Source organism: Bacteroides hominis, assembly GCF_033042785.2.
Taxonomy (GTDB): domain Bacteria; phylum Bacteroidota; class Bacteroidia; order Bacteroidales; family Bacteroidaceae; genus Bacteroides; species Bacteroides hominis.
In genome coordinates, this window is record NZ_CP178829.1 from 3214405 (window position 1) to 3228577 (window position 14173).

The 14173-nt window shown below is 35.5% G+C and carries 14 protein-coding genes; 12 read left to right on the forward strand and 2 right to left on the reverse strand.

Annotation, left to right across the window (positions count from 1 at the left end):
* Window positions 1-5: 5 nt before the first annotated feature.
* Both R3O62_RS13430 and R3O62_RS13435 read right to left on the reverse strand, forming a co-directional pair.
* Window positions 6-1268, reverse strand: coding sequence for a carboxypeptidase-like regulatory domain-containing protein (locus tag R3O62_RS13430; protein WP_032530249.1), 1263 nt, complete (start codon window positions 1266-1268; stop codon window positions 6-8).
* A 139-nt stretch (window positions 1269-1407) separates the two neighbouring features.
* Window positions 1408-1950 carry a hypothetical protein gene (locus R3O62_RS13435; RefSeq protein ID WP_101603057.1) on the reverse strand — a complete coding sequence of 181 codons (543 nt, stop codon included), beginning with the start codon at window positions 1948-1950 and terminating at the stop codon, window positions 1408-1410.
* A gap of 241 nt (window positions 1951-2191) precedes the next feature.
* Here R3O62_RS13435 and R3O62_RS13440 point away from each other — a divergent pair, with 241 nt between their 5' ends.
* From R3O62_RS13440 to R3O62_RS13495, 12 genes are all read left to right on the forward strand, one after another.
* Window positions 2192-2467, forward strand: coding sequence for an HU family DNA-binding protein (locus tag R3O62_RS13440; protein WP_193684107.1), 276 nt, complete (start codon window positions 2192-2194; stop codon window positions 2465-2467).
* A 42-nt stretch (window positions 2468-2509) separates the two neighbouring features.
* Window positions 2510-3679: an OmpA family protein gene (locus R3O62_RS13445; RefSeq protein ID WP_193684108.1), complete on the forward strand. Its 1170-nt coding sequence runs from the start codon at window positions 2510-2512 to the stop codon at window positions 3677-3679.
* A gap of 283 nt (window positions 3680-3962) precedes the next feature.
* The gene (locus R3O62_RS13450; protein ID WP_193684109.1) at window positions 3963-4538 is read left to right on the forward strand and encodes an RNA polymerase sigma factor; all 576 of its coding nucleotides are present in this window, start codon (window positions 3963-3965) and stop codon (window positions 4536-4538) included.
* Window positions 4535-5389 (forward strand): FecR family protein, encoded by an 855-nt coding sequence (locus tag R3O62_RS13455; RefSeq protein ID WP_250703855.1) that lies wholly within the window; start codon window positions 4535-4537, stop codon window positions 5387-5389. Before R3O62_RS13450 ends, R3O62_RS13455 begins: the two co-directional genes overlap by 4 nt.
* A 51-nt stretch (window positions 5390-5440) precedes the next feature.
* Window positions 5441-6517, forward strand: coding sequence for a carboxypeptidase-like regulatory domain-containing protein (locus tag R3O62_RS13460; RefSeq protein ID WP_269109673.1), 1077 nt, complete (start codon window positions 5441-5443; stop codon window positions 6515-6517).
* 125 nt (window positions 6518-6642) lie between these two features.
* Window positions 6643-7947, forward strand: coding sequence for a hypothetical protein (locus R3O62_RS13465; RefSeq protein ID WP_269095148.1), 1305 nt, complete (start codon window positions 6643-6645; stop codon window positions 7945-7947).
* A gap of 12 nt (window positions 7948-7959) precedes the next feature.
* Window positions 7960-8814 carry a DUF4249 family protein gene (locus tag R3O62_RS13470; RefSeq protein WP_269095150.1) on the forward strand — a complete coding sequence of 285 codons (855 nt, stop codon included), beginning with the start codon at window positions 7960-7962 and terminating at the stop codon, window positions 8812-8814.
* Between the two features lie 500 nt (window positions 8815-9314).
* Window positions 9315-10205 carry an AraC family transcriptional regulator gene (locus tag R3O62_RS13475; RefSeq protein WP_250703853.1) on the forward strand — a complete coding sequence of 297 codons (891 nt, stop codon included), beginning with the start codon at window positions 9315-9317 and terminating at the stop codon, window positions 10203-10205.
* Window positions 10206-10238: 33 nt separating this feature from the next.
* Window positions 10239-10817 carry a DUF3575 domain-containing protein gene (locus R3O62_RS13480; protein WP_269109835.1) on the forward strand — a complete coding sequence of 193 codons (579 nt, stop codon included), beginning with the start codon at window positions 10239-10241 and terminating at the stop codon, window positions 10815-10817.
* Between the two features lie 8 nt (window positions 10818-10825).
* Window positions 10826-12022, forward strand: a complete 1197-nt coding sequence (locus tag R3O62_RS13485) for a DUF3868 domain-containing protein (protein WP_193684114.1) — start codon at window positions 10826-10828, stop codon at window positions 12020-12022.
* A gap of 20 nt (window positions 12023-12042) precedes the next feature.
* A complete protein-coding gene (locus R3O62_RS13490; RefSeq protein WP_250711503.1) occupies window positions 12043-13134 on the forward strand; it encodes a hypothetical protein in 1092 nt (363 codons plus the stop codon).
* 73 nt (window positions 13135-13207) lie between these two features.
* Window positions 13208-14164 (forward strand): FimB/Mfa2 family fimbrial subunit, encoded by a 957-nt coding sequence (locus R3O62_RS13495; RefSeq protein WP_193684115.1) that lies wholly within the window; start codon window positions 13208-13210, stop codon window positions 14162-14164.
* The last annotated feature ends 9 nt before the right edge of the window (window positions 14165-14173 follow it).

Below are 14173 nucleotides of genomic sequence, written 5' to 3' on the forward strand. Positions count from 1 at the left end.
AGTGGTTACTGTTTCTGTTGCTTTTTCAGTTTGTTTACCGCATGTTCCAATGATTCGGTGGGTTCTATGATGTTATAAGTTCCCCAGAAGTTGTCATTGGTAAAGTTATCCACTTTGTCGGAAAATACATGGTTTTGTTTGAAAGCGACTTTATAGGGAATGGCTGTTATGTTGTTTTCTTCCCTGTCTGTCACTACCATTTCCGATAAGATCGTGTAATTGGTAGAAAAGAGTTTGCGTTTCCAGTCACATTTGAAACGAATGTTGTTCCGGATATAACTCAGATAAGTAACGTCTCCCTGATTCTTGTACGATACCAGGTAGGATACTTCTACCGGCTTGAAATGCAGTCCGAAAGGTTTTTTCCTCAGAATAGCTTGAGTCGCCTTGTTTTTGTCATCCATACTGAGATTGAACTCTGCCCGCGTGAACGAAAGGCGTTCCTTGTCAATATAGAGTGTACCATAGCACAGAGGATAAGACAACTTTACTTTAGGGCGGAAACTGATGACATACTGTGACCGGTCACCGATGCTGGTCGGGTCTTCCATACGAAATTCGTAGAACAATAAATCTTCTTTAGCCAACAGGCAATCAGGGTTCTTTACTACATCAATATAAATGGCCATATTGGGACCTCCAAGTAATTTTACAGCCAGTGTATCGCTTTGCTTTTGGCTTAGCAGTCTGCGCCCTTTGGAAATCTGAACCCGGTCTCGTTCGGCTGTTTCATTGTAGGGTGTTTTATAAATGTCTATTACGGCTTCCGATATATTGATATACCGTCGTCCTTTTTGGGCAATTTCCCTGTAGAATCCCTTGAGCATATTGCTTTTCGGACTGTAGTTGGCTGGAATCTTGCGAAGTGCTTCTTCCACAATGCTTCGTGGATCTCTGGCCCGTACCAGAATCTCGCTGAGTAAGTTGGCATAAGGAGAGAGCCAAATGGTCTGTTCCGTGAGGCTTTCTCCTTTCAGGGGGATTCGGGCATTGAGATAACCGATATGCGAAACTTCTATGTCTTTAGCTTGAATCGATTCGGGAATTTTTAAAGAGAATTCTCCGTCAGTATTGGTGATGGTACCGATATTACTTTCCGGTATCGAGACATTGACATGCTCCAGCTTCTTTTTATTCGATTTATCCTTGATTACGCCACTGACTATCGTATATTTTTCCACATTGTCCTGTGCTGCCAGTGGAATAACACCCGACAGAATCAAAACTGCCAGTACACATCCGATTGATTTTATCCATTGCGTTTTCATCTTTTTCAGAGTTTAAAGGGTGAATAATAGTTTGCTTCTTATACATAAGATCGTTCAAACAGAGAATACCCTACGAGTTTCTGGAGAAAAATGAAAAAAACTTCAATGAAGAGTGTTTTTCAGGGATAATCTAATCGTTTTACTTCAAAATCTCGTTCAAATCTTTAGTGAGACATCCCCATTTGAATTCATGGTTAGGTGTCAGATAAGGGTACTTGGCATAAGAATTGCGGGTGACAACTTTAAATCTTACTATTTGCTCTCCTCTGATCCAACCATAAAAGCCAACTTCTTTTCTGTTGAAGTCTACCCACCCTACAACGACGTAATCTTTTGTTTCGGGGTGCTGTTCCTGTGGATAACCATAGGTCCAGTTGTCGGATGGAGGATTGGCGGTTGTTTTCTTTGCCACTTTGATATCTATTTTGGCACCGTTTACTTTTACGTCAAATTCATCGGTATGATGGGATTGGAAGTCTGTATGATCCAATTCGAATGGAATTCCCAGATTACTTAAATGTTGTTGGAATGCTAACTCTCCGATGCAGCCTAACAGAGCTTTATCCAATCTCTCTTTATCGGATAACCTGAAACGTGAATAAAGTCCGTTTTCTATCATTTTTTCAGCTTTGGCTTTTGCCAATGCAACCGTTTTATCAAAATTTAAATTTTGTACAATCATAGTAATAAGGTGTTTTGTATTTTATATCCGGTTATTGAATGAAAGCAAAGATAGTTTTTTTAGTTGTCCTATTACTTTAATCATTGATAAAACTGTATTAAAATTTCTTGTTATCATATTGTGTCGCATAGAGTGAATTGATTGGGGTGATTAAGTAATAGCGGATATTGTTTATATCCTTTAATTTGCAGCCAAATTATAATATCGTTTATTGTTATGATCAATATTTAATTAATTTAAAATGAATAAGCATGATTTGATTAAAAAAGTGGCATTGGGGGGTAACCTGAATGCAAAAGAAGCTTCTGCTATTGTAGAGGTTGTTATGAATGCTATGATTGAGGCTATACTTCGTGGAGAGAGTGTGACTTTAGTTGGATTTGGTACATTTGCTATAAAAATGCGTAAAGCACGAAATGTGTTGAATCCATCTACCGGGGAGAATATGGTGATTCCTGCTAGAAAAGTGGTGAAATTTACTCCGGGATACAAGATGAAGCTAACTGATAAAGAGTAATGAATGGCAGTTTTATATGTTTTTAATTAATATGGATAATAAATGAAAAGAGAAATTATTTCAATAGCTTTAAGTCTGTTGTCTGTATGTGGTATGGCTCAACAGAAAACGGATAACCAAGAATCTGGTATTTTGCGTCATAAGACTTACGAAACTAATCGTTTTTTTGATAATTGGTTTGTAAATATAGCCGGGGGTATTAATGTTTATGAAGGAGAGTCTGACCATAAGGCAACTTTGGGAAATCGTTTGTCTCCCGCATTAGACATATCGGTAGGTAAATGGATAACTCCTGCTTATGGAGTGCGTTTACAATATTCTGGACTTCAGGCTAAAGGTCTGACAGCTACTCAAAGTGGGTATGCTAAAAAGCAATACCGGAATTACTATAAGGAAAAATTCGGAATTTTAAATATACATACAGACCTTATGTGGAACTGGTCGAATGCTTTTGCCGGATACAAGGATGAACGCATATGGAATTTTATTCCTTTTGTGGGATTTGGATGGGCACGTTCCTATGGTAGTAATCAGCATAATGATGAAATTGCTGCTACATTGGGTATATTAAATACTTTCCGTCTAAATAAAAGAATTGATTTAACACTGGAAACGAGACAAATGTTTGTTAATCAGAGTTTTGATGGAGTTGTCGGTGGATGTAAGGGAGAAGGTATGAGTTCTGTTACATTAGGATTAAACTTTAAACTGGGTAAAACAACTTTTACTCCTGTGAGTAAAGTTGCAACTGCGGACTATAGCCGTTACAACAATTATATAAATGAACTTCGTATTCAGAATGAAGAGTTGGATTCAAAGGTACAACATCTGATTACAGAATTAGAAAATGCCAGAAAAGCTGATCTGGAAGTGGTTGTAGAATTAAAGCCCGTTGCTTCACCGGTAGCTTTATTCTTCGAAATAGGTAAAACGGTTTTGGACTCAAAAGAATTAGTAAATTTGGAATTCTACGTGAAAAATGCAATGAAGACAGACCCGAACAAAACATTTATTTTAATTGGTTCAGCAGATAAAGATACCGGTAGTAAGGAACTAAACCAGCGATTAAGTGAAAAGAGAATAGATTATGTGTATAATTTGCTGATTAATAAATATGGTATATCCGCTAATCGTCTTATTAAAAAAGCTGAGGGTGATACGAATAATCGTTTTGGGGAACCTAAATTGAATCGGGCTGTTATTGTTGAATAGGCGAGGTAATAATTATTAGATATGGAGTGGGAGATATGGTATATGAAAATCATATTTCCCATTTTTCATATTGATCAAGGATATAATGAGAACAGATTGATTTATTGGATACGGGATAAATAACGTCTCGCCTTTCAGAACTTTCTTTGCCTGCTTTTGTTTAAAACCAGAATTTTGATATTGTGATGTGCTAACCTGTTACTTCTGTATGTAATATGTTGTTTCTATAACAATATATTATTTTGAAAATAATTGGAATATAATATTCTAATACGTTTTGTTTATGAAAAAAAATATAGACTGGAGAAAAGTAAAAAGTGGAGATGAACAAGAATGGAGTTTATTGTTTTCTGAACACGTAGATTTTCTGTATTCTTATGGAATGAAAATTAATCGGGATAGCTGTGTTGTAAAGGATGTGATACAAGAGGTTTTTATATCTCTATATGAAAAGCGGAACTCTTTGGATGATTTGATGAACGTACGGGCATATTTATGTCGGGCAGTACGTTACAAACTTTTGGATCAACTGAAAAAAGCCCCTCATCTGTCTATAGAGGAAATTAGCGAAGAAGAGTTTTTATTGGCAGTCAAGCAGGTTCAGAGTTCAGATAATATTGAAATTGCGAAAAAAAGTAGTTTTGTTCAGAAAATGTTAGATAAACTTAGTCCAAGACAAAGAGAAATTATTTATTTGCGCTATTTTCGTGATATGGATATAGAAGAAATTGTAACTACCATTGGAATCAATAAACAATCTATTTATAATCTTCTTTCATCAGCATTGAAAATAATGAGAAAACATAAAATAGAAGAAGCCGTTTCTCTGTTTGTATTATTTATAATTGACAGGCTATGATGGAAAAAGAGCAAGTAACCAGAATGCAAAATTCAGATTTAAAAGAATTGTTGGAAGATGTTACACTCAACGAGATACATCTGAGTAATGAGGAACGTCAGGAAATGACTTCTACCTTTTTGCGATTTGTCAGGAAGAAAAAAAGAAAAACTCAAAAGATAAGAATTTGGTCTGCAGTGGCTATATGTGCATGTGTAGTATCGGCTGTCCTGGGGTGGTATTCTACGGGTCAATTGACTGTTTTCTCTGCGGAAAAAGAAGGGGTATTGGTTGAACTTCCAGATCAGTCTGTCGCATGGCTCAATAGGAATACCTCACTTCGCTATAATCGTTGGGGGTTCCGTTTTTTCAGAGAAGTAAAGTTAAAGGGAGAGGCATATTTTGATGTGCGTAAGGGAAGCCGTTTTGTTGTGAATGCGGATCCATATAAGGTTTTCGTCCTTGGTACACGTTTCAGTGTCAGTCAAAAGAACGGTCAATTTAAAGCATATTGTTTTCAAGGAAAGATTAAAGTGGAAAACGGTAAACTAAGCTGTGGACAGGTTTTAACAGCTAATCAGAACATTTCTGTTGTTCTCGGAAAAGTATCTTTGAATATCCAGAAAGAATTAGAACCAGTATGGATCAAAAAACAATGTGTATATGAAAATATTCCATTAAATGATGTGATCAAGAAACTCCAAGAAGTATATGGAATAACTGTGTTATGTAATGGATATTGTGACAGTTTGCGTTTTACCGGTATATTTCCGGCCGATGATTTAGATTTGGCAATGCAGTTGGTATTTGGACCTTTTAATTTGGAATGTAAAAATGTAGGTGGGGAATGGAGATTATATAGAGTAGAATAAGGAAATGAGAAATTATTTTTCAATTATATTTTTTTATTATGCTTGAACGCCATGAATACCCAGGAAAAGTCATTTTGTATAGATTGCAAAAATAAGACATTAGATGTTGTGTTTAAAGAGTGCATGGATAAATATAGCATCATAATTTCGTTTGACTCTAAAAAATGTAGTTCGATTCGTCTTTCAAAATCTTATGCAGCATCAAGTGTAGATAAACTGCTTCAGTCTGTCGTATATGATACATCTATGCAATTAAAGGTAGTACGACCTAACTTTTTTTATGTCCATGAGATAGTGAAACGAAAATATGTCGTGTCTGGGTTAATTGTGGATGCAGAAACCGGTGAGCCTTTAGCCGGTGCTTTAGTTCGTCTTTCTTTTAATCAGGGGACCGTTTCGAATGAGTGGGGGTATTATACAATGATTGCTTTGGAAGGAGAATATAGTATGTCTGTTTCTTATCTGGGATATAAAAAGAGTATTTATAATCTACGTATATTTAAAAGTGTATTTTTTAATATACGTATGGAACCCCTGCCCATGCATCTTGGTGAGGTAACAATTACTCTTGAGGCAACCAATCCCTTTCAGCCGATAATTAACGGTGGAACCTTGGATTTGTATTTTCCAAATGATAGAAATGTTGCTTCGCGGTTAGGAAAAAAAGATGCTCTTCATGCATTGGGAGCAATGCCCGGAGTCAATATGGGAAATATTGGGCGTGGTGATGTATTTGTCAGAGGAGCTCAAATGGATGATAATGGTTTTTTAGTAGATGGAGTACCCTTGTATAGCATAAACCATCTGTATGGTATTAACTCCATATTTAATATAAATGCTATTAATCATATTGAAATGTATCGAGGAAATATTCCTGTTCGATATGGTAATTATGTTGGTTCTGTCTCAAACTTTCATATAAAAAATGGTAATATGTATAAATTCTCGACAGAGGTGTCCGTTGGGAATTATATGTCAGATATTTTATTGCAAGGACCTGTGTTAAAGGAGAAATCCTCTTTTATTCTGTCAGGGCGTTTAGGATATCCATTAATTTATCACAAAATCTTTCGTGGAGCCAATGATGCTGACTTTATATTTACGGATCTATATGGCAAATTTAATTAGCAGAAGTAGATGATTATAGTACAAGAAAAGTGACAGATTTTGCACCAAATACAAAGGTGAAATTATCATGGATGAATTTGTTGGGTGTAATACGCTGGAACTGTATTTTCAATGAACGACTATTCATGAATATGACGACTTATTTGTCTAGTTATAAATATAGATCGCATGAATATGTCTGTAATTCAGATGTACAGAAAGAGAAGCGTATGTGGTATTGGGCAGGTGAAGTTTTTTTCACCTCTCGGATTGATAATATAGGTTTGAAGTCAGTTTTTGATTGGCAGCTTGCTAAGGGACACTATGTGAAATTGGGAATGGATATGTTCAGGTATCTGAGTAAACCGGTTAACTTTAATTTATACTCGAGGGAGTGGGGTGATATATTATTTAAAGAAAAGCAACCTGATAATGAGATTTCGCATATTAATGTAAGATATGCTTATAAACCTGATGAAGCAAATTTTTATATAGAAGATGAGTTTAGATACAATGATTGGTTTATGTTACAATTTGGAGGGCGATACACACTTTACCGGATTGGAACAATGTTGAACCAAAGGTTTAATCCCTATGTTCAGTTGCGGCTAAAAATATTTGAGAAAGGAGAGTTCTATTGGGGGTACTCATCTACTGTACAATATCTGAATTTAATGCCCAGTCTTGATGTTTTGTTTTCATTTTCAGCTAACTCTTGGTTGGTTATGGATAAAAATATACTTCCCAAACGAGGACAATTTTTAGATATGACTTATGCCTACAATTCCCAATGTTATTACTTTTCGTTATCAGCATTTTACCGTACTATATATAACAGGATAATTTGGGACGATCTATCAAAAAGTGCGATTGTCAGTCAAAGGTGGAATAATGCTCTTTGGTTTGCTGAAGGGAGGAGCCGAGGGCTTGAATTAATGGTCGGTGGGAATCTTAATGGATATAAATTATCAATGAATTACACTTTAAGTTGGAGTAATGATAGATCCAAACTTTATAATAATAAATGGCATGCAGCTTCTAATGATTCCAGGCACAACATTAATCTTTCTGCTTATAAACGTTTTTTTAATGAAAAGTTTGATGTGGCTTTAATGTGGGGATACAGAACCGGTTTTCCATATACACAGATTACAGATATTTATCAACCGTTACAACCAGATGGAGGAATTAATGATTGGATTCCTGGTAATTTACAAAGAAATAATGCGAAAATGTACTCGACTCATTATTTAAATATGAATTTAAACTGGAATTTCAGTCTCGGGCGGAAATATAAAGGAACATTGAGTGCCGGAGTATATAATCTTTATTTTAATCACAACCCGTATTTTGTAATGCGATTGAAGAACCTTGAACAAAGAAAAATAGAATATCGTGAGGTTTCGATCTCACCGGTGTTACCTTATATAGCTTTTATTGTTAAATACTGAAGATATAGATATATGAATGAGAGGTGGATTATAACAGGAATACTGATATTGTTGTTTAATGGTTGTGTTTATGAGCGAGAATTCCCTTTTATGGATTCATCCCCAAAATTAGTGATGAATTGTACCTTTTCTCCGGATAGGCTGTGGAAAATACATATAGGAAAGACATATCCGCTGAATGGTGATATTTTAAGCAATTCGGTTTCATTGGAATCCGCTCAGGTGATTTTGATAGAGGATGGTGTTTATAAAGAACAACTGGTTTGGACCCCGGGCAATTACTTTATGTCGATAAAGAATAAGCCTAGAGCGGGAAGTTTATATCGGGTTGAAGTGAATTGTGCGGGTTTTGAACAGTTAAAAGCCGATGATATATGTCCGTCTCGGGTAGTGCTGAACGATATGAGAATAGGTCGGGAAAAATCAGGGAGAGTATGGATTGACGTTGAAATAGATAATGCTTTGCGAGGATTTTTTATATTTTATGCCCGGCAACGTTCCCAAAATAAGGTTCTGAATCTGAAAATAATGACTGAGGATCCTGCTTTTGAGTTTAATGCCAATACTTCGATTAAATATCATCATTACTTGTTTTTGGAAAAACATACCATTGGTAGCGGAAAGTATTTTATTCGTCTGTATCTGGAACCTGATATATTCAAACTTGGACTTCCTGTTGAAGTCGTATTGAATCATTGTTCACAAGATTATTGGATATATATGTATACTTTACAATTATATAATTATGGTATACTTAATAAATTATATTCAAATGTCACAGGAGGTGTTGGTATCTTTGCTGGTTATCAGTCCAGTTCGGTTTGTGCACGAGTCATTGTGGAACAAGGCTTTTCTGAATTCAGATGATATGATAACCTTATGACCAATATACCTCAGTACCTTTTTTGTGTTATTATGTTAGCTAATCTGAAAAGATGTTTTTGAAAAGAGAAGTAGTGTCATTTTTCTCTGTCTTTTTATTTTCTGACAAATGTCTTTTTTTACTAATGTCGATATAATCTTCATTTACTTTCTTTTCAATCATTATTTAAAATGCGATTTCTATTTTTTCTTCTTTCTTTTTCCTTTTGTTAGTTGCTGTCTTATAGTAAGTTATATATTGTATTTTCAGGGTGTCTTATGGAGTGAACAAAAGGTCTTGTTCGGGTAACAGGTAATGGCTTGTCATTGCGTTTCTTTGCAAAAAATATTTTTTGCAGGATATATTGGATTACTGATGTATTCTGTTGTTTGGGAGTCTGTGATGAGGTGTTAAAGTGTGTTTTGTGGATAGAGTAGAATTTTATTAATCATTCGACATATGTGCGTCGTCACCCCCTAAAGACAGTTTTATGAAGATATATATAATGAAACAACAAATGAGGCAAGCAAAAAGGGTTAATTATTTAGATGAACATTTGAATTGTCTTTTTTATAATGGAAATCCGGAGATCGGTTTCAGACACTTAACATTGCAAAAGGGAAAAACTTGGTGCGAACTTTCTGCAAAAAATAACTATTTTTTTTTTCTGTTGGAAGGTACTTTAATAGTTGACTTTAATGAATGCGTCGGTTACGAGATTGGTAAAGGAGAGATGATTTATTTGCCAAGATCTGCTGATTTCAGAATTTTCGCCAAAGAAAGTGCAGACTTAATTATTCTTTCTTATGGAATACCCGTTCAGTTGTGTGATAAACTTTCTTTGTCACAATTAGGAGCGTTTGTCACTGATTTTAAATATGAGTTTAAATCACTTGATATTCGTGTTCCATTGGATACTTTTCTAAAATTATTAGTCAAGTATTTGGATTCAGGTATGAACTGCCAGCACATGCACGAATTGAAACAAAAGGAGTTGTTTCTCATTCTTCGGGCTTATTATACTAAAGAGGAAAAGATGAATTTTTTTTATCATTCGATAGCTGCTTCGCTTACTTTTAAAGATAAAGTTATGGGAGTTTATTTGGAAGCCAGAACCGTGCAGGAACTTGCAGATAAATGTGGGTATGGATTGAAGACTTTTCAACGGCTTTTTTACAATTGTTTTTCGGAAGTACCCAGTAAATGGTTGATGAAACAAAAAGCACAACACGTAAAAGCGCGACTATTGGATAAAGATATTCCTATAAAAGTGATATTGGATGAATTTGGATTTTCTACATATGCGAATTTCTGTAATTACTGTAAACGTTATGTAGGAGATACTCCCAGAAATATTCGTGAATCGGTCACGGGTTCTCCAGAAATAAAAAGATAGATACAATATATGAATAAATTAGTTCAGATAATCATGAATAAGAAAATAATATGGCTTTTTTTAATGAGTGTCCTACCGGGGAAGTGTAACCTTCTTTATGCTCAAAATATCGTTGCAAAGACCAATATATTGTATGACATGACCTCTACTGTCAACTTGGGAATGGAATTCGGATTAGGTCTCAAATGGACTTTGGATTTATCCGGGAATTATAATCCGTGGACATTCTCTGATAATCATAAAATAAAGCACTGGATGGTGCAACCTGAAGTCAGATACTGGACCTGCCAGAGATATAGAGGACATTTTATTGGTTTACATACACATTATGCTTTTTATAATCTGAGCGGGACTCTTCCTTGGGGAATAAAAACAAATTTTATTAAGAATAATCGTTATCAGGGATGGCTTGCTGGGACTGGAGTTTCTTATGGATATCAGTGGATTTTATCTAACCGGTGGAATCTGGAGGCGACGGTCGGCTTGGGATATGCTTATGCAAAATATGACAAGTATCCTTGTCACCGTTGTAGTAAGAAAATAAATTCAGGTAATAAACATTTTGTCGGACCGACAAAGGTAGGACTGTCTTTGATTTATGTAATTAAGTAGAGTGTAATATGGAAAAATATATGAAAAGGTATTTTGTTTTAGGACTTATCATATGTGGCTCTTTTGATATTGGAGCTATGGAAGCAGAGTACAATCGAATATCTGTACCTGATTGCCAAATGGAATTGGATGGTGATTCGGTACGCTTAACTATGACAATAGATATTGAAAATGTCAAAGTAAGTACTAATCACTCAGTTGAATATACTCCGGTACTTATATCTTATGAGCATGGTGAAGATAGTGTTGCAAAGTTACCCAAAATACTTTTAAAAGGACGGATGGAATACAAAGCTTATCAAAGGTACGTTTCTTCGAAAGAGTATCGCAAGGTAGCTTTGAAAGAGCAAAAAGAACAATATTTTCTCGTATTGAAAGGTTATGGCCCGGAAAAACAAAGAACAGTACAATATTCAGCCGTTTTACCTGCTCAGGAATGGATGCGAAATGCAAGACTGGAGTTACGTGGAGATGATTGTGGTTGTGGAAAGGTATTGGCCTTGAAAAGAGGAGAACTGGCATTGGATATCGTTGATAATACTTTGCCTTTAATAGCCGAGAATATCAGAGAAAATGATATTATTTCAGAGAGAGCTGCGATGACAGTTGCGCAGGAAATTTCCCAGAAGGAGAAATTTGTACAACCTTTCTCTAAATCGGATATTATCCGAGATAAGGAAAAACTTGCTAATGGAGAAGTGGCTAATAGTCTCTTGATTTATTTCCCTTGGAACAGTGCAAAAGTGGATAGCGGTTACATGAATAACAGAGAGGCTTGTGCTAAAATAATAGATATTATTAATAAGCTTAATGCTGCTGATGATTCGAAAGTTGTAAAAGTACTTATTGGAGGATTTGCTTCTATTGAGGGGAAATACGATTATAATAAGCAGCTAGCTGCTAACCGTATCCAGAGTCTTTGTGATTTTTTAAAAGAGAATACAGCTATCCAAGATGAACAGTTAGAACTTTATAATGGAGGAGAAAATTGGAGTGAATTGAGAACGATGATTTTGAAGTCTGATATAAGTTATAAAAGAGAGGTGTTGGATATCATCGATCATATAAGTATAAAAGATGGTAGAGAACGTAAACTGATGGATTTGAAATGCGGTAAACTGTATCGCTATATCAAAGAGTACTTTTTTCCTAAACTCCGTTATGCGGGATATATAAAAGTGTATTACGAACTAAATAAACAATAGTAATTTTTAATTTTATTTTTATGATGAAAGTGAATTCTATGCTGGCAGTAGCATGTACTGCTCTGGTGATTACATCGTGTTCTAACGAGGAAATAGTTCCCGTTTCAATGTCTAAGAAGGTTTCTGTGGTACTTAATTTACCGGCTATGGCTCATACCAGGGCAATTGATAATATTGCTAATTCTGGAGATATGGTGACTATGAGTGGAACTGTAAAGTTGTATGCGAAGACTGCTCAAGATGGTGGAGTTGTCAATACTTTGACACTTCAAGTTTCTGATTTTACAGGATTGGATACAGGAACAGGAAGTAAAACGGTTGAGATTTCCGGTGCAGCTACTTATATCGAAGTAGAGGGTAATATTGATGGTTCTGCCACAAAGACTGATGATGTCAATTCTCGTCAGGGAGGTGTGACATCTGATGCAGTACGTGTGGTTGGAGGTGCTGCAATTGTTACTGGGGGGTCTACTTCTACCTGTTCTATAGAAGTAGCACCGGAGATGGCTCGTGTTGAAGTTAAAGGAGATTTAGGAAGTTCATTCACAAATCTGGCAGAACTTAAGGTTAAAGGAATCTATTTGAATAATGTAAAACAGAAAAGAGCAGATGCTGCCGTTGTAAAAACAACCAAAGCTTCGGCTCCTGATTGGACGACTGCGTATACTGCTGGTGGTACTAAATCAAATTTATACAATACATTTATCGGGACTCCTATTACTAAGTTTGATTCTGGCAAAGCTGATGGCTATAATTTTTTTCCACAGGATTTCCATATTGCCTCTTTATCTGCCGCTGCGACAACTAAAGAAGAGGCTGCTAAATATCATCCTCATGTGATTATGGAAGTTGAATATAAAATGAATGGAGTTGGAGCTCTTTCGAAAACAGGTTGGTTGAACGTAGTAGCTTTAAAAGATAATACTTCCTCATCATACATTGGAGAATTTACTAATGGAAAAGTATACCAACTGGATTTAGCTGATATTAAAAAAATTATGGATGTTCCTGTACCTCCTGTTACTGTTGATCCGGATCCGGATGCAGTTAATGTTGATGTAACAGTTACAGTGAAAGGTTGGGAACTTGTGTTTATCAAACCGGAAGTATAAACCATTTCTAAATTGAAGGGGTATCTTAAAATGCCCCTTCTTCTAAAATTAATTCATCAAGATATTAGTAGCGATGGAAGATAAGAAAATAAAGTTTCAGATTATCTGTTTTCTCTTTTTCTTTTTATTATCAGGGTGTATTTCGGAGAATACCGATGATTGTTCACAGGGAACTTTCTTGAAGTTCAGATATGTGTTGAATCCTGCCAACGAAGATTTATTTTCTTCTTCTGTGGATGTTGTAACAGTATATGTTTTCGATTCCGAAAAGAAATTTGTTACGATGAAAGTTGATTCCGGATATAATCTTTCGGGCGGAAATATTATGAAACTTAATCTGCCTGATGGCAGATATGATATTGTAGCTATCGGTGGGGATTTGGCTGATTATCATATCGGAACATTCGATAGTACGGCTGAAGAGTTCTTTAAATCCGGACTTGAGCCTTTCATAACATCCTTAAATGATTTTCGGCTGAAAGTTGTATCTGTCAGGCAAGGCACTTTGTTTCCGGACTCTTTAAAAGACTTGTTTGTGGGAATGGTAGAAAATGTAGAGGTGAGGTCGGGAAAAGAGTTTAATTACATGATTGATTTTACAAAGAATACAAATCGTGTGGAACTTCGTGTATTGGGCTTGGAGCATATGGAGTATACTCCAGTTCTCTCAGCGGATAACGGAAGATATAATTATAGAAATACCATACCCAATGATGCTTTGGAAAGAATATATGTTCCGTTATTTTCTAATACCAGAAGTGAGGGAAAAATATTTGTATATAATATATTGCGTTTAATGAAGGATCGCCAGGTTTCTTTGCATTTTTGGGATAACCGGGGAAATAATATTATACCAGAATTCAAAGGGTTGAATATTATTGAGGAGATAATGAAATCTCCTAAATATAATCAACAGATGGATCTTGATAGAGAAGATTATTATGAAATTGAACTCAAGTTTGACGGGTTGACTTTGGTCTCGATGAAGATCAATGGTTGGGAGATTATTTCTATCAACCCAGAGGCCTAACCATTATAA